The following is a 16,487-nucleotide window of genomic DNA, read 5'->3' on the forward strand; positions in this document are numbered from 1 at the left end:
ATGACCTTGCAGGTCGCCGGGCCACCGAAGGGGTAAGCCGCGCATTCATCCATCGATGGATCGGGGCGAAAGCTCTCAGGTTCCGTGACAGAGGGGGTTCGGATCGACCAAGCGGGCTCGCCTGCCGTCGATCGTCCTTTTCGAAAGGCGGACCATGACCGACGCGACCCTGAATCCTGCACCGGCAGACCTGAACGTCGAAGACGCCCCCGAAGGGCATGACGAACCGCAGCTGCTGCCGCTCGACGCCTGGCATCGTGCCCGTGGCGGACGGATGGTGGCGTTCGCCGGGTACCAGATGCCGGTCCAGTATGACGGCATCATGGCCGAACATCTGTGGACGCGCGAGAACGCCGGCCTGTTCGACGTCAGCCATATGGGCCAGCTGGTCCTGACCGCCGACGCCGGCATCGATGCGGTGGCGAAGGCGCTGGAGGCGGTGCTGCCGGGCGATATCGCCGGCCTGGCCGAAAACCGGAACCGGTATTCGCTGCTGCTGAACGACGATGGCGGCATCCTCGACGACCTGATGGTAACGCGGCGGCGCAATGCGGCGGGCGAGGACGAACTCTATCTGGTCGTCAACGGCGCGACCAAATACGACGATATCGGCTATCTGCTCGATGTGTTGCCCGACGACGTCACGATCAACCTGCAGGACGAACAGGCACTGCTGGCGGTGCAGGGACCCAGGGCGGTCGACGCGGTGGCGCGGCTGGTGCCGGGCGTGACGGCGCTGGTGTTCATGACCGCCGGGGCGTTCGAATGGCAGGGCACGCCGCTGTGGATCAGCCGGTCGGGCTATACGGGTGAGGATGGGTTCGAGGTGTCGATCCCTGCCGAGGCCGCCGCCGCCTTTGCCGATGCGCTGTGCGCCGAACCTGAAGTGAAGCCGATCGGGCTGGGCGCGCGCGATTCGCTGCGGCTGGAGGCGGGGTTGCCGCTGTACGGCCACGATCTTGATCCGGAGACCACTCTGGTGATGGCCGATCTCGGCTTCGCCCTGGCGAAGCGGCGACGCGAGGCGGGCGATTTCGTTGGCGCGGAGCGCATTCTGGCCGAACGGGCGGACGGCCCGGCGGCCAAGCGGGTCGGCCTGATCGTGACCGGCCGCCAGCCGGTGCGCGAAGGCGCGTCGGTGGTCGCGGAGGATGGTGCGGTGATCGGCCGCGTCACCAGCGGCGGCTTTGCCCCCACGCTCGGCGCGCCGATCGCCATGGCCTATGTCCCCACCGCGCTGGCGATCGTCGGCACTGCGGTCCGGCTGGTCCAGCGCGGCAAAATCCACGAGGCGACCGTTGCGGCGATGCCGTTCGTTCCCCATCGCTATGTCCGCCAATCCACTATGACGGGAGCTTGAAGAATGCGCTATTTCACCGAAGATCATGAGTGGATCGATGTCGAAGGCTCGATCGGCACGGTCGGTATCTCCGAATATGCCCAGGGCCAGCTGGGCGACATCGTGTTCGTCGACGTGCCCGCCGATGGCCGCGAGCTGAGCAAGGGCGATGAGGCCGCCGTGGTCGAATCGGTCAAGGCCGCCTCCGACGTTTATTCGCCGGTGTCGGGCACGGTGCTGGAAGGCAACACCGCGCTGACCGACTCCCCCGATCTGGTCAATTCCGATGCCGAGGGTGAGGGCTGGTTCTTCCGCATCACCCTGTCGGACGAGAGCGAACTGGACGATCTGATGGAAGAAGCCGCGTACGAGGCGTTCGTCGCGAAGCTGTGATCCACCTATCCCCTCTCGCTTCGGCGGGAGGGGACGGGAATGGGTGAGCGCCCGCGATACGGCATCGACCGGACGGACGTATCCCATTCTCCACGACGCGACCCAACCCCAACCCCGCCCACCCATGGGAGGGGAGGAGCAACAGATGCGCTACCTGCCGCTTACCCAGCCCGATCGCGAGGCGATGCTGTCCGTCATCGGGGCCGATTCCATCGACGCGCTGTTCGTCGACGTGCCCGAGGCGGCACGGCTGGACGGCCCCGTCCACGACCTGCCGAACCACGCGTCCGAATTGTCGGTGGAGCGGCACATGACCGCGCTGGCGCGGCGCAACACCGTGGCGGGCGAAGTACCGTTCTTCCTGGGGTGCGGCGCATACCGGCATCACGTGCCCGCGTCGGTCGATCACCTGATCCAGCGCGGCGAATTCCTGACCGCCTATACGCCGTACCAGCCGGAAATCGCGCAGGGCACGCTGCAGATGCTGTTCGAGTTCCAGACGCAGGTAGCGCGCTTGCTGGGAACGGACGTGGCGAACGCATCGATGTACGACGGGTCGACTGCCTGCTGGGAAGCGATCGGCATGGCGCGGCGGATCACCCGGCGCGGCAAGGCGATCCTGTCCTCCGGCCTGCACCCGCATTACGTCTCGGTTGCGAAGACGATGGCGAAGTACACCGGCGACGTGCTGGATACGACATCGCCCACGCTGGTCGCGGACATGGATCTGGACGCGCTGATCGCGAAGATCGACGACGATACATCATGCGTGGTGGTGCAGTATCCTGATATTCTCGGCCGGATCGCCGACCTGACGCCGCTGGCCGACGCCTGCCACGCGAAGAAGGCCCTGCTGATCGCCGTCGTTACCGAGCCGGTGGCGCTGGGCGCGATCCTTTCGCCCGGTGAGATGGACGCCGATATCGTCGTGGGCGAGGGGCAGTCGCTGGGCGTCGGACTCCAGTTCGGCGGTCCCTATGTCGGCCTGTTCGGTTGCAAGGATAAATATGTCCGCCAGATGCCGGGCCGGCTGTGTGGCGAGACGGTGGATGCCGATGGCCGTCGCGGTTTCGTGCTGACGCTGTCGACGCGCGAACAGCATATCCGCCGCGAAAAGGCGACGAGCAACATCTGCACCAATTCCGGGCTCTGCGCGCTGGCCTTCTCGATTCACATGACGTTGCTGGGCGAGGCCGGGCTGCGGGCGCTGGCGACGGTGAACCACGCCGGCGCGGTCGCGGCGGCGGAACGGCTGGCGCAGGTGCCGGGCGTCGAACTGGTCAACGACGTGTTCTTCAACGAATTCACGCTGAAGCTGTCGCAGGAGGCGCGGCCGGTGGTCCGCACGCTGGCCGATCGCGGCATCTTGGCCGGGGTGTCGCTGGGGCGGCTGTATCCGGATCAGGACGGATTGGCCAACGGGCTGGTGGTCGCGGTGACCGAGACGACCACCGCAGAGGATGTCGAGGCGCTGGCCGCCGCACTTGAGGAGGTACTGGCATGAGCATCAATGCAAGCGGCTGGCGGCCGGAGATGGCCGGCAAGGGCAATGCCGATGGCGCGGCCCCGACCTTCACCGGTAACAAGGCATTGATGCTGGAAGAGGCGCTGATCTTCGAGATTGGCGATACCACGACGACGGGCGTCGACATCGCGCCGGCGCAGGAGGGCAAGAGCCGGCTCGGCGACCTTGCCCGTGACACGACCATCGGTCTGCCGGGGTTGTCGGAGCCGGAGACGGTGCGGCACTATACCCGCCTCAGCCGCCAGAACTATGCGATCGACCTGGGCCTGTTCCCGCTCGGCTCGTGCACGATGAAGCACAATCCGCGCCTCAACGAAAAGATGGCGCGGTTGCCCGGCTTCGCGGACGTACATCCGCTCCAGCCGGTCGATACGGTGCAGGGCGCGCTGGAGGTCATCAACGAACTGGCGGTTTGGCTCATCAAGCTGACCGGTATGCATGGCGTTGCGATGAGCCCGAAGGCGGGCGCGCATGGCGAGCTTTGCGGCATTTTGTGCATCAAGGCCGCACTGGAGAAGCGCGGCGAGGGGCATCGCAAGGTCGTGCTGGTGCCCGAAAGCGCGCACGGCACCAACCCCGCCACCGCCGCCTTTGCGGGCTTCAAGGTGGAGGATATTCCCGCCACCGCGGAAGGCCGCGTCGACACCGCGGCGCTGAAGGCGCGTCTGGGACCGGACGTTGCGGCGGTGATGATCACCAACCCCAACACGTGCGGCCTGTTCGAACGCGATCTGAAGGAGATTTCGGACGCGGTCCATGCGGCGGGCGGGTACGTCTATTGCGACGGTGCCAATTTCAACGCGATCGTCGGCCGGGTGCGGCCCGGCGACCTTGGCGTCGACGCGATGCACATCAACCTGCACAAGACCTTCTCCACCCCGCATGGTGGTGGCGGTCCCGGTTCCGGCCCGGTCGTGCTGTCGGAGGCCTTGGCGCCGTTCGGCCCGCTGCCCTTCACCGCACGCTACGAAGACGGACATATCGCGCTGATCGAGGAGGAAACGGCGGGCGACGACCATCCCGACACGTTCGGGCGGATGACCGCGTTCCATGGCCAGATGGGCATGTTCACCCGCGCGCTGACCTACATCCTCAGCCATGGCGCCGATGGCTTGCGGCAAGTGGCCGAGGACGCGGTGCTGAACGCGAACTACGTCCTGCGCTCGCTGGAAGGCGTGCTCGACGCGCCCTTCGCCGGGGCCGGACCGTGCATGCACGAAGCGCTGTTCTCCGACGCCAACCTCGCCGACGGGTTCTCGACACTCGATGTGGCCAAGGGGCTGATCGACGAGGGATATCATCCGATGACGGTGTATTTTCCGCTGGTCGTCCACGGTGCGATGCTGGTCGAGCCGACCGAAACCGAGTCCAAGGCGGCGCTCGATCAGTTCATCGGCGCGCTGCGTTCGGTGGCGGAACGCGCCAAGGCGGGTGATCCGGCGTTGAAGACCGCACCGCATTTCGCCCCGCGCAGTCGGCTGGACGAAACCCAGGCCGCGCGGCGGCCGGTGCTGGCGTGGAAAGACCCGGCACCGATGGCCGCCGCTGCGGAATAGGCGGACCGCCAACGGCGGTACTGGACGCGGGCTGCGTGGCGGGACATCCTGCCCGCCATGCAGCCCGGTCAGAACAGCGTCGTCACCTATGCGATCACCGTGATCGTCATCGGCATCGTCATGGCGTTCAGATGGCGTCGTATGAGCCGGCCGGTGCCGCTCAGGATCGGGCGGCTGTGGATCGTGCCGGCCGTCTATGCGCTGGTGGTGACCGCTATGTATGTGCGGTTTCCCCCGACGGGATGGAACTGGGTATGGTGCCTGATCGCGCTGATGATCGGTGCGGCATTGGGCTGGCAGCGCGGACGGACGATGCGGATCGCGATCGATCCCGCGACTCATGCGATCAGCCAGACCTCGTCCCCGGCGGCCTTGCTGTTCGTCGTCGCGATCATCCTGTTGCGTCAGGGCGCGCAGGCGGGATCCGGATGGCTCCATCTCGACGTGATGGCCGTGACCGACATGGCGATGGCGATGGCACTCGGGTTGTTCGCGGCGCAGCGGCTGGAGATGTGTCTGCGCGCGCGTAGACTGTTGCTGGCGGCGCGGGCTATTCCGGCGTGATCGCCGCCGGTGTCGCCTCCTGCCGGCGCCGATGTTCGCGCCAGACGATGTAGAGGCCGCTGGCGACGATCACCGGCGCCCCGATCCACGTCGTCTCCCCCGGCAAACTGCCGAACAACAGCCAGCCATAGGCGGTGGCCCAGAGCAGCGACGTATAGTCGAACGGCACGACCAGCGACACCGCGCCGCGCCGCAATGACGCGGTCATCGCCAGCTGTGCGCCCCCACCGACCAGCCCGACCGACATCAGGATCAGCCACGTCGTCGGCGGATGTGGCTGTATCGACAGCAGGAACACGATGCTCAGCGGCAACAGCGACAGGACCGAGAACCACCAGACGGTGGTCTGCGCCCGTTCCGTCCGGCCGATCTGGCGTAACTGGATGAATACCGTCGCGGTCAGCATCGCCGCAGCCAGCCCGCAGGCCGCGCCGTATAGCGGGATGGCATGGCCCCCCGGCTGCATCACGATCAGCACGCCGACGAAGCCGAGCCCGACCGCGCACCAGCGCCGCCACCCGGTCGGCTCACCCAGTACCAACGCACCCAGGATCGTCGCGAAGATCGGTGTGGAGAAGGCGATCGTGGTGGCTTCCGCCAGCGGCAGTGCCAGCAGGGCGGCAAAGGTGAACGCCATGCTGATGACCCCGACGACGCAACGCAGCACATGCGCGCCGATCCGCTGGGTCCGGATCGTGGCGAGGCCGGGACCGGCGGCGATCACGGTCGTGACCAGTACCGCAGCCCCGGCCTGACGAAAGAACAGGATTTCGCCCAGCGCCGCGCCATGCGCCTCGGCCAGTTTGATGCAGGCGTTCATCGTCGCGAACAGCCCGACCGACATCAGGCGCAGGCCGATAGCAGGCAGCAGGCGGTCGCTGGCGGGGGCAGAGGTCATACGGGCAGGCTGTAGGTGATCGGGGCAGGCGGGCAAGCATTAAGCGGTAACCAGCCCCTCCCCGCACAGGGAAGGGGCTGTACGGGCTTACCGGGCCGATGCCTCGCGCTTGCCATCGAGACGGCGGGCAATGGCCCATGGATTGGCGTCGTCCAGTGCCGGTGGCAGCAGCGACGTGGCGAGGTTCTGGAAGCAGACCGGGCGCAGGAAGCGCTCGATCGCCGCCGTCCCGACCGAGGTCGTGCGGCCGTCGCTGGTGGCAGGGAAGGGGCCACCATGAACCATCGCGGGGGCGACCTCCACACCGGTCGGCCAGCCATTGGCCAGGATGCGACCGACCCGGCGGGCGATCACGGGGATCATCGTCGCGGCATCCGCCTCGTCCGCCGGGTCCATGTGCAGCGTGGCGGTGAGCTGCCCTTCGAGCGAGGCGATCACGGTCGAAACCTCGGCAAGGTCACGACAACGGACGACGACCGAGGACGACCCGAACACCTCATGCCCCAGCGCACGGTCGGCCAGGAAGCTGGCCGCGTCCGTCTCGAAGATCGCGCCGACGGCCTGGTTGACACCCTCGCCGGTCACGCCCCGCGCGACGCTGCGCACGGCACGATGGCTGGCGAGCGCATCGACACCCTTTTCGAAGCTGGCATGGATGCCCGGCGACAGCATCGTCGCCGGCTGGCTGTCGGTCATCGCGGCCGCGGCGGTGGCGATGAACGCGTCGAGATCGGGACCGTCCACGGCCAGCACCAGACCGGGATTGGTGCAGAACTGGCCGGCGCCCATCGTCAGCGACTGGACGAAGGCACTGCCCAGTGCCTCGCCCCGTGCCGCCAGCGCGGCGGGGAACAGGATGACGGGGTTGATGCTCGACATCTCGGCATAGACCTGGATCGGCTCGTCACGCTGCGCGGCGATCCGCACCAGTGCCAGCCCGCCGGCGCGCGAGCCGGTGAACCCGACCGCACGGATACGGGCATCGGCGACCAGCGCGCCACCCAGTTCGTTGGTTTCGCCCGGCAGATACGAGAAGACGCCGGCCGGCAGGCCGCTTGCCGTCACTGCCTCGGCGATCGCGCGCGCCACCAGTTCGCCGGTGCCCGGATGGGCCGGATGGCCCTTCACCACCACCGGGCAGCCCGCCGCCAGCGCGGAGGCGGTATCGCCACCCGCCACCGAGAAGGCGAGCGGGAAGTTCGACGCACCGAACACCGCGACCGGACCGATCGCCACGTTGACGCGGCGAAGATCGGGCCGGGGCAGCGGCGCGCGATCGGGCAGGGCGGGGTCGATCGTCGCATCCAGCCAGTCGCCCTGCCTGACGACCTGCGCGAACATCTTGAGCTGGCCGACGGTACGACCCCGCTCGCCTTCCAGCCGTGCGCGGGGCAGGCCGCTTTCCGCCATGGCACGGACGATCAGGTCATCGCCGATCGCCATGATATTGGCGGCGATGGCCTCCAGAAATGCCGCGCGGTTTTCCGGATCGGTGGCGGCGTAGGTCGGGAATGCGGCTTCGGCGAGCGCGCATGCCTCATCGACCGCAGCGGCATCGGCCGAGGAGAAGTCGGGGGTCAGGCTGTTGCCCGTCGCCGGCTCGACCGCGGTGAAGCGGGCCGGGGCCTGGCGTGCGTCGCCGCCGATCAACATGGCTCCGTCGATCATCATCGTCATTCCTTCAAGGGGGGGATCGTTCCCCCGCATATAGTCGCTGCCGACGGAAAGCCTAGTCGGACTATTGCCGCGACATGCCGGCACGTCCGATCGGGAACGAGGCGGGGCGGATCGCCGTTGACCGGATATCTTGACCGAAGGGACAGTACAGCATGACCGTCAAACGCAATAAGCAGAAGCAACAGCCCAAGACGCTGGGCGTGTCGATGATCGCAGCGGGCACCGCAGCCATCGGGCTGGGTGCGGCGGCGGTGGCATTGCTCTTCTCCTCGCGTCGGCGCGGCAATCCGGCCGAACATGCGGCCCCCGACCTCGCCGCCGATGCGCCGCCGGTGGATATCCACACTCGCGCGCCTGATGCCTTCCGCCCCGATCCCACGGCGCCGGTACCACCCGAACTGCGCGAATCGCTGCGTCCGGCCACGGGGCCGGCACCAAGTCTCGCTACCGATCGTGGAACGGCGGCGGCGACGGGCGGTCAGTGACGGCGGTCGGCCGTCGTCCGTTTCCTGAACGGACCGGGCGACGTTGCGACAATCCATGACAGTTTTGGCGGGTTTGCGGGACATGGTCGTTACACACCACCCCCATCTTGGTCGTCGAGGCCAGCAACGGCCCCGTCATTCACAAAGGAGCTTCACCATGAAGATCATCGCCATCACCGCCGCAGCACTCAGCCTCGTTGCCGCTGCCACCCCGGTCGCCGCCAGTGCGCAGGCCGGCTGGCGCCCGATCGCGCAGCGGCAGGCGGTGCTGGACCGGCGGATCGATCAGGGCATCCGCAGCGGTCGTCTGAACCGCCCGGAGGCGCGGCGCATCCAGACCGAACTGCGCCAGCTCGATCGTCTTGAAGCCCAGTATCGTCGTTCGAACGGCCTCAGTGCCGGGGAGCGTCGCGACCTCGACCGTCGCTACGATGCACTTGCGGCACGGGTCCGGTACGAGAAGAACGACCGTCAGAACGATCGCCGCTATCGCTGATTGCTCCTAACTCCGCCGTCCCTCAAGGGCGGCGGAGTGTCGGCGTATCCAGATCCAGCGCCGCTTCCGGGATTAGCTCGACCGAAGGGTAAAGGCGGCGCAACGGTTCGATGAACGCCTTTGCATCGCCGACCACGACGATGCTGGCGACGCCTGGATCGAGCAGCGCAACTGCGGCGGCCTGGACCGTCGCCGGATCGACCCCCTCGATGCGGGATGCGTACAGGGCGATCTCCTTCAGAGGTACATTCTGTACGACATAGTCCCCGACGATGTCGGCGATGCCATCCGTCGTTTCGATCGCGCGACCGAACCCGCCGATCAGTACTGCCTTGCGCGCGTCCAGTTCGGCGGCAGGCACCGGTTCGCGGCCCATCCGCGTCATTTCTGCCGCGATCAACTGCACGGTTTCGGTGGCCGATGGGTTCTTGGTCTGGGTCTGCGCGGCGACGCTCCCACCCATTCGACGGGCGGCAATGCTGCTGCCCGCAGTATAGGCAAGCCCACGCTTGATCCGGATTTCCTGGCTCAACCGCGACGAGAAGCCGCCGCCCAACACGGTGTTGCCGACGCTGAGCGGATAATAACGCGGATCGGTGCGCGCGATGCCGGCGCGGGCCACCACGACTCCCGCCTGTCCGGCCGATGGCATATCGACGACGATCACCCGCGGTGCGGCGGCGGTAACCGGGGGAAGGACAGGTGCTGTCGATGCCTTGCCTTGCCACGCACCGAACCGGGCCGTCGCCAAGGCGGTGGCGGCCGCCGGCGTGATGTCACCCACCATCACCAGCGTGGTGCGTGCCGGCGCCCATGTGCCGGCATAGGAGCGAGTGATATCGGCCGGCGTGATCGCCTTCAGCGACGAGGGCGTGCCCGCTAGTGGCGCGGCATAGGGGCCGGTACCGAACACGGCACGGCCGGCGACCATTGCCGCCAGTTCACCAGGGCTTTTCATCGCCACCGTCACCGCATCGATCGACTGCGCGCGTGCCCGTTCGATTTCCTCCGCCGCGAAGGCGGGGTGCATCGCGACATCGGCCAGGATCGGCATGGCAGTGTCCAGCTGATCCGATTTCACCGTCAGCGTCACCGATGCGCCGTCACGATCCGCGCCACTGGCGATCGCCCCGCCCAATGCCTCGACCTGCCGGGCGATATCCGTTGCGGACCGGGTGGCGGTCCCCTTGGTCAGCAGCGTCGCGGTCAGGTCCGCGACTCCGGCGCGTGCAACCGGGTCTGTGGCGCCGCCACCGGTCGCGATCAGCGCGGCGGTAACCAGCGGCAGCGTGTGCCGCTCCACGGTAACGACGCGCAGGCCGTTTGACAGTCTCGTCTCCACCGGCTGCGGCAAGGTGGCCGCGATCGGCGCGGCGGGCGGCGGCGGCAGCAGGCGGGCGGCTCCGGTTGCGGGCTTCACGACCGCGATGTTCGCGGGCGGCGCGAGCGGTACGGTCCGCACCGTCGGGGCGACCGCGATCGTGTCACCGCCGGTCGCCGGGCGCGCGCTGTCGGGCAGGTAGCGGATCGTGACGGACTGGTTCACGCCCAGATAGCGCCGGGCGACCCGTTGCACATCGGCGGCGGTCACCGTCGCGATTGCGGCCAGTTGCCGGTCCGCGGCATGGGGATCGCCATCGACGATCACGGACGAGGCGATCAACTGCGCCTTGCCCTCGGCCGTCTCGCGGCTTCTGATCGCGGCGGTGAGGATCTGGTTCTTGGCCTCGGCCAGTTCGGCCGTCGATACGGGTGCATCGCGGAAGCGGGCGACCTCGCGCGTCAATGCCGCCTCTCCTGCCGCCACCGTCTTGCCGCTGGCGAGGATCGCATAGACGATCAGATTACCGGTGCCCTGTTTGGTATCGAGGAACGCGGCGGCATCCTGCGCCAGTTGCTCGCGATAGACGACGTTCTCGTACAGGCGCGAGCTTTCGCCGGCTGCCAGCACCGTCTGCAACACCGACAGCGCCGGTGTATCGGCGGCGTTGTCCGGTGGAACGTGCCAACTCATCATGACGGCGGGCAGGGGCGTATTGGCTTCGTAGACGGTACGGACGACCGGTGCGGTGCGCGGCGGCTCGACGGTGGTTACGCGCGGGATAGGGCCGGCGGGGCGCTTGATCGGCGCGAAATAGCGGTCGATCCACGCATCAAGTTGTGTGGGATCGAAGTTGCCCGATACGACGAGGATCGCATTGTCGGGCCGGTAATAGGTCGCGTGAAAGGCGCGGACATCGTCGATCGAGGCGGCCTGCAATTCGTCGATGCTGCCGATCGTCGAGCGGGCATAGGGATGCACCGCATAGGATGCCGCCGACATATAGGTGGAGAACAATTTGCCATAGGGACGCGCCAGCGTGGAGCGGCGCAATTCCTCCTTCACCACTTCGCGTTCGGAGGCGAAGCTGGTGGGTTCGACCACCAGGCTGGCCATCCGGTCCGCCTCCGCGAACAACAGGCGTTGCAGGTGGTTGGCGGGGACCAGTTCATAGTAGTTCGTATAGTCGTCGCTGGTCGACGCGTTGTTGTAGCCGCCGACATCCTCGGTCAGCCGGTCCATTTGTTCCGGGGCCAGGTTGCGCGTCGCCTTGAACATCAGATGTTCGAACATGTGCGCGAAGCCGGACCGGCCCCTGGGATCGTCCTTCGATCCGACATCGTACCACACCTGCACCGATACGTTGGGGGTGGTGGTATCGCGCAACGCATAGACGCGCAGGCCGTTGGGCAGCGTGCGGGTGGTGAACGCGATCGGCTGCACCGTCGTCACAGGGGCGACCGGGGCAGGTGCCGGCCCCGCCTGCGCTGCGACCGTGGTGGGGATGGCGGTCGCGAGCAGCAAAGCGAGGCGGCGGGTCATTCAGCGATCCTTGCGGGTGCGGCCGGCGAACAGCACCGCCGCCGCAACGGCGGCGGAACCTATGCCTACTCCCAGGCCGATCTTGGCAAGTGGCCATGCCTTCGCCTTGTCCTTCAGGGCGGCGGCCGCGGCTTCCGCCTGCTGCTTGGCTTCCGCGGCGGCAGCGAGGATTTCGTTGGGCTGGTCTTCGGTGGTGTCGGTCACTTGTTCTCTCCTGCTTGCTGGTATCGCGCCCGAAAATCGTCGGCGAAGGCGGTCAGCCCGCCGGCCGTGATCGCCACGCGCAGATCCGCCATCAACGTCTCGTAGAACCAGATGTTGTGTTCCGTCATCAACATCGCCCCCAGAATCTCGCCGGCCCGGACGAGGTGGTGGAGATAGGCACGGCTCCACGTCGCGCAAACGGGGCAGGGACAGGCAGGGTCGATCGGTCCCTGATCCTCGGCATGGCGGGCGTTGCGGATGTTGACCGGGCCCTGGCGCGTGAACGCCTGACCGGTGCGGCCCGACCGTGTCGGCAACACGCAATCGAACATGTCGATGCCGCGCTCCACCGCACCGACGATATCGGTCGGCTTGCCGACGCCCATCAGGTACCGTGGCTTGTCCGCCGGCAACTGGCCGGGCGCGAAGTCGAGGCAGCCGAACATCGCCTCCTGCCCCTCACCGACCGCGAGACCGCCGACCGCATAGCCGTCGAAGCCGATATCGATCAGCGCATCCGCCGATGCCTTGCGCAGGCCCTCGTCCAGCGCACCCTGCTGAATGCCGAACAGCGCCGCACCCTCCGCGTGTGCGCCACCGGCATCGAACCCGTCGCGCGATCGCTTCGCCCAGCGCATCGACCGTTCCATCGCCGCCGCCTGCACCTCGCGCGTCGAGGTGGTCGGCACCAGTTCATCGAACGCCATGACGATGTCGGAGCCGAGCAGCCGCTGGATTTCCATCGAGCGTTCGGGGCTGAGCAGGTGGCGGGTGCCGTCGAGATGGCTTTTGAACGACACGCCTTCCTCGGACCGCTTGGTCAGATCGGCGAGGCTCATCACCTGATAGCCGCCGCTGTCGGTCAGGATCGGGCGCTTCCAGCCCATGAAGCCGTGCAGCCCCCCCAGCCGTGCGACCCGTTCCGCGCCGGGGCGCAGCATCAGGTGATAGGTGTTGCCCAGGATGATGTCCGCACCCGCCGCCTCGACATCGCCGGGCTTCATCGCCTTCACGGTGGCGGCGGTGCCGACCGGCATGAAGGCGGGGGTACGGATCGTGCCACGCCGCATCGCGATGCTGCCGGTGCGGGCGCGCCCATCGGTGGCGGCGATGGTGAAGGCGAAACGGGTCATCGTGGCTTGCGTCCCTCGGGGCGATCGGCGGGGGCGGGCTTGCCGTCCTTGCCCCTTTTGGGAAGGCCGGGCCTGGTCGGGCCGTTGGCATCGACCGGGCCGGTGCGGAAGGTGAGCAGATCGGCACGGGTGATCCCGGCGCCGCTGCGGTGGAAACGCGAATAGAGCTTCTGGAACTGCGCCTGCAATTCGTCCAGCGACACCATGTTGTCGCCGTCCTTGTCGGCATCGAACGGGCTGGGCAGCGCATTGCGATCGCCCAGATACCGCAGCGCCCAGTCGGCGAAGGCGAAGTAGCGCAGCTTGCCCGTCTTCGCGGTGTCGATCGCCTCGAACGACCGCTGCACGCACGGCGTCAGTTCATAGCGTTCTGTCAGTCCGTCGCCGTCCGCGTCGCAGGCGGCCACGAACATCGCGACCGGTTCCACCACCATCGTCGCCGGCGTCTGTGCGGAAGGGCGGGCAGGGCCGGGCACGATGATCTCGGGCGGTTCCTGCGCGACCGCCGTCTGGAGCAACAGGGCGAGCAGGATCATCGGCGATCATCCGGCAGAAGCAGCGACGCATCGCCATAGCTGTAGAAACGATAGCCGTGCTGGATCGCATGGGCATAGGCGGCCTGCATCCGTTCCGTCCCCATCAGCGCCGATACCAGCATGAACAGGGTGGATCGCGGCAGGTGGAAATTGGTCATCAGCCCGTCGATCGCGCGAAAACGATAACCGGGGGTGATGAAGATCGCGGTGTCGCCCTCGAACGGCGCGACTACCCCGTCCTCTTCCGTGGCACTTTCGAGCAGACGGAGCGAGGTGGTGCCGACCGCGATTACTCTGCCCCCGGCGGCGCGCACCGCGTTAAGGCGATCGGCGACCGCGGCGTCGATCCGGCCCCATTCGGCATGCATCCGGTGGTCGACCGTATCCTCCGCTTTTACCGGCAGGAAGGTGCCTGCGCCGACATGCAGCGTCAGCGTTTCGTGCGCGATGCCGTGTGCCGCCAGCGCCCCCATCAGCGCGGGCGTGAAGTGCAGTGCGGCGGTGGGGGCAGCGACCGCGCCGGGATCGGTGGCGAACATCGTCTGGTAATCGTCCGCATCCTGCGGCGTGATGCCGCGCTTCTGCGCGATATAGGGCGGTAACGGCATCCGGCCCGCGCGCTCCAGCAACAACTCGACCGGCTCGTCCCCGGCGAAGTCGAGCGCCCAGCTGCCATCTTCGCCGCGCGCGGTACTGATCGCGGTGACGCCGTGGCCGAAATCGATCGTATCGCCGTCGTGCAGGCGTTTAGCGCCGCGCACGAACGCCCGCCACCGGCGTGGCCCCTCGCGCTTGTGCAGCGTCGCGCCGATCCGCGCTTCGCCCCGTCGCCCGTCGAGCTGCGCCGGAATGACGCGGGTATCGTTGAAGACCAGACAATCACCCGCGCGCAACGAAGCAGGCAGGTCGCCGACCCTGCGGTCGATCGTGGCATCTCCGTCCAGCACCAGCATCCGCGCGGCATCGCGGGGGGTGGCGGGGTGCAGGGCGATACGCTCCGCCGGCAGGGCGAAGTCGAACAGGTCGACCCTCAACGGCGGGGTGCCGCCTTTCGCACCGGCGCCTTGGTGGGGGCGGCACGCTTCGGTGCGGCGGTACCGGCCGGGATGCCGTTGCCCGGTCCGGTACCCGGCAACGTCACTGGTGCGCCGAGCCCGGTCGGAACCGGGGCGGGTGCTGCGACATAGGCGGGAGGATTGTCCGCCGCGATATAGGCATGGACGATGCGGCTGGGGTTCGCGGGCGGCTCGCCGCGCTCGATCGTGTCGACAAAGGCCATGCCGTCGATCACCCGGCCGAACACGGTGTACTTCTTGTCGAGCGCGAGGCGCGGCTGGAGCACGATGTAGAACTGGCTGTTCGCCGAATCCTTGGCATCCGCGCGCGCCGCTGCCACCGCACCGCGAACATGCGGCAGATAGTTGAATTCGGCCGGAATGTTGGGAAGGGTGGAGCCGCCGGTGCCATCACCCTTGGGATCGCCGCCCTGCGCCATGAAGCCGTCGATCACGCGGTGAAACGTCAGCCCGTCATAGAAATGCTGACGGGTCAGCGTCTTGATCTGCGCCACCGTCTTGGGCGCCACGTCCGGCCGCAGCCAGATGGTGACGCGCCCGCCGGTCGACAGGTCCAATAGCAGCAAGTTTTCCTTGTCCGTCGTCAGCGGCGGGGTGGCGCGATCCTTGATCCCCGGATCGATCAGTTGCTGGGCGCCAAGCGGCGCGGCGAGACAGGCGGCGAACACGAACAAACCGGCGATACAGCGCATGGAATACCACTCTGGAGGGGACGGGCGATCCTGTAGAGCAAATCCCGCCTTGCGCCAAACTGAACCTCGGCAAGGGCGGCCTGGCTATTCCTCGCGCTTCGCCCCGTCGAGCAGACGGCGGGCGCGATCGGCCTCGGCGGCGGTCGCCTGTCGTTCCGCCCTGGTGCGGCCGAAGGCGATGCGGTTGGCATCCGCCTGCCCCGCGGCGGTGACACGGGCCTTCGCCTTGCGGGCGCGACGCAGGTTGATGATCTCCGCCATGGCTATCCCAGCAGCGGCGGCAGCCAGTCGGTCGCGATCACCGCATGACGATCGACGAAGCCGGTGAAATCGATCAGCCCCGGCTCGTCGAGAATCTTGAGACGGCGACCGGCGCGGGAGATCATGCCGCGCTTCTCCATCTCGCGGAAGGTGCGGTTGACATGCACCTTGGTCAGGCCGAGCGCGTCGCCGATATCCGCCTGCGTCAGCGGCAGTTCGATCGTGTCGACCACGCCGCCCGCCGTGACCCGCAGCCGCGCGGTGATGTCGAGCAGCAGCGTCGCCAGCCGCTGGATCGCGTTCATTCGGCCGATCGCGGTCAGCCGGTCGCTCATCGCCACGCTTTCCGCTGCGGCGATCGCATAAAGCAGCCCGCCGATCCGCCCCTGCGCGGCGAACAGCCGGCCGAGCTGCGTCTTGGGTAGTTCGCTGACGATGCAGTCGCTGACCGCGGTCAGCGTGGTCGCCGCCTGCGACCAGGCGATCGACGACACGCCGATCAGGTCACCGGGATAATGGAAGCGCAGGATCTGGCGACCCCCGTCGCGCAGTCGCACCGAACTGTGCAGCCAGCCGTGCTGGACGACGAACAGCCGGTCGATCGGCTGGCTCGCCTCGACCAGCGGCTCACCGGCGGCAACCCGGCGCTCGCGCTCCTCCGCCGCTTCGAGCGCGCGGTCTTCCGCCTCCGTCAGCGTGAGGTAGTGCGACAGGCGGCGCGTCAGGGCGCTGCGACGGAAACCTAGCGGGCTGGCGAGCATCATGGAGCGATCAGCCTCGCACAATCAT

The 16,487-nt window shown here is 67.6% G+C and carries 17 protein-coding genes; 7 read left to right on the top strand and 10 right to left on the bottom strand.

The features are described from left to right. Nucleotides 1–154: 154 nt before the first annotated feature. The 5 genes from gcvT to ABD719_RS04825 all read left to right on the top strand — a co-directional run bounded on the left by gcvT (nt 155) and on the right by ABD719_RS04825 (nt 5,377). Nucleotides 155–1,360 (top strand): glycine cleavage system aminomethyltransferase GcvT, encoded by a 1,206-nt coding sequence (gene gcvT / locus ABD719_RS04805; RefSeq protein WP_344692247.1) that lies wholly within the window; start codon nt 155–157, stop codon nt 1,358–1,360. Between the two features lie 3 nt (nt 1,361–1,363). Continuing rightward, nucleotides 1,364–1,732, top strand: a complete 369-nt coding sequence (gene gcvH / locus ABD719_RS04810) for a glycine cleavage system protein GcvH (RefSeq protein ID WP_192125452.1) — start codon at nt 1,364–1,366, stop codon at nt 1,730–1,732. A gap of 145 nt (nt 1,733–1,877) precedes the next feature. After that, nucleotides 1,878–3,236 (top strand): aminomethyl-transferring glycine dehydrogenase subunit GcvPA, encoded by a 1,359-nt coding sequence (gene gcvPA, locus ABD719_RS04815; RefSeq protein WP_344692248.1) that lies wholly within the window; start codon nt 1,878–1,880, stop codon nt 3,234–3,236. Continuing rightward, entirely contained in the window at nt 3,233–4,813 is a 1,581-nt protein-coding gene (gcvPB, locus tag ABD719_RS04820) for an aminomethyl-transferring glycine dehydrogenase subunit GcvPB (protein ID WP_344692249.1), read from the top strand. Before gcvPA ends, gcvPB begins: the two co-directional genes overlap by 4 nt. Before the next feature lie 57 nt (nt 4,814–4,870). Then, nucleotides 4,871–5,377: a CcdC protein domain-containing protein gene (locus ABD719_RS04825; RefSeq protein WP_344692250.1), complete on the top strand. Its 507-nt coding sequence runs from the start codon at nt 4,871–4,873 to the stop codon at nt 5,375–5,377. Here ABD719_RS04825 and ABD719_RS04830 read toward each other — a convergent pair. Both ABD719_RS04830 and ABD719_RS04835 read right to left on the bottom strand, forming a co-directional pair. After that, nucleotides 5,364–6,275: a DMT family transporter gene (locus ABD719_RS04830; RefSeq protein WP_344692251.1), complete on the bottom strand. Its 912-nt coding sequence runs from the start codon at nt 6,273–6,275 to the stop codon at nt 5,364–5,366. The genes ABD719_RS04825 and ABD719_RS04830 overlap by 14 nt on opposite strands. A gap of 87 nt (nt 6,276–6,362) precedes the next feature. Beyond that, complete coding sequence (locus tag ABD719_RS04835) at nt 6,363–7,943, bottom strand: aldehyde dehydrogenase (NADP(+)) (RefSeq protein ID WP_344692577.1); 1,581 nt, start codon at nt 7,941–7,943, stop codon at nt 6,363–6,365. A 161-nt stretch (nt 7,944–8,104) separates the two neighbouring features. Here ABD719_RS04835 and ABD719_RS04840 point away from each other — a divergent pair, with 161 nt between their 5' ends. Then, a complete protein-coding gene (locus ABD719_RS04840; protein WP_344692252.1) occupies nt 8,105–8,437 on the top strand; it encodes a hypothetical protein in 333 nt (110 codons plus the stop codon). 157 nt (nt 8,438–8,594) lie between these two features. Beyond that, the gene (locus ABD719_RS04845) at nt 8,595–8,933 is read left to right on the top strand and encodes a hypothetical protein (RefSeq protein ID WP_344692253.1); all 339 of its coding nucleotides are present in this window, start codon (nt 8,595–8,597) and stop codon (nt 8,931–8,933) included. 22 nt (nt 8,934–8,955) lie between these two features. Here ABD719_RS04845 and ABD719_RS04850 read toward each other — a convergent pair whose 3' ends face one another. The 8 genes from ABD719_RS04850 to ABD719_RS04885 all read right to left on the bottom strand — a co-directional run bounded on the left by ABD719_RS04850 (nt 8,956) and on the right by ABD719_RS04885 (nt 16,462). Further along, on the bottom strand, nt 8,956–11,796 hold the full coding sequence (locus ABD719_RS04850) for a M16 family metallopeptidase (RefSeq protein ID WP_344692254.1): 2,841 nt from the start codon (nt 11,794–11,796) through the stop codon (nt 8,956–8,958). Then, entirely contained in the window at nt 11,797–12,000 is a 204-nt protein-coding gene (locus ABD719_RS04855; protein WP_344692255.1) for a hypothetical protein, read from the bottom strand. Continuing rightward, nucleotides 11,997–13,133, bottom strand: coding sequence for a tRNA guanosine(34) transglycosylase Tgt (tgt, locus tag ABD719_RS04860; protein ID WP_344692256.1), 1,137 nt, complete (start codon nt 13,131–13,133; stop codon nt 11,997–11,999). The genes ABD719_RS04855 and tgt overlap by 4 nt, the downstream gene beginning before the upstream one ends. Continuing rightward, nucleotides 13,130–13,669, bottom strand: coding sequence for an EF-hand domain-containing protein (locus tag ABD719_RS04865; RefSeq protein ID WP_344692257.1), 540 nt, complete (start codon nt 13,667–13,669; stop codon nt 13,130–13,132). The genes tgt and ABD719_RS04865 overlap by 4 nt, the downstream gene beginning before the upstream one ends. Beyond that, on the bottom strand, nt 13,666–14,703 hold the full coding sequence (gene queA, locus ABD719_RS04870; RefSeq protein WP_344692258.1) for a tRNA preQ1(34) S-adenosylmethionine ribosyltransferase-isomerase QueA: 1,038 nt from the start codon (nt 14,701–14,703) through the stop codon (nt 13,666–13,668). Before queA ends, ABD719_RS04865 begins: the two co-directional genes overlap by 4 nt. Beyond that, on the bottom strand, nt 14,700–15,437 hold the full coding sequence (locus ABD719_RS04875; RefSeq protein WP_344692260.1) for a peptidylprolyl isomerase: 738 nt from the start codon (nt 15,435–15,437) through the stop codon (nt 14,700–14,702). Before ABD719_RS04875 ends, queA begins: the two co-directional genes overlap by 4 nt. An 84-nt stretch (nt 15,438–15,521) precedes the next feature. Beyond that, nucleotides 15,522–15,698 carry a DUF4169 family protein gene (locus ABD719_RS04880; protein ID WP_344692261.1) on the bottom strand — a complete coding sequence of 59 codons (177 nt, stop codon included), beginning with the start codon at nt 15,696–15,698 and terminating at the stop codon, nt 15,522–15,524. Between the two features lie 2 nt (nt 15,699–15,700). Beyond that, nucleotides 15,701–16,462: a Crp/Fnr family transcriptional regulator gene (locus ABD719_RS04885; protein ID WP_344692262.1), complete on the bottom strand. Its 762-nt coding sequence runs from the start codon at nt 16,460–16,462 to the stop codon at nt 15,701–15,703. Nucleotides 16,463–16,487: the final 25 nt, after the last annotated feature.

The organism is Sphingomonas cynarae, assembly GCF_039537815.1.
In the GTDB taxonomy this organism is placed as follows: Bacteria; Pseudomonadota; Alphaproteobacteria; order Sphingomonadales; family Sphingomonadaceae; genus Sphingomonas; species Sphingomonas cynarae.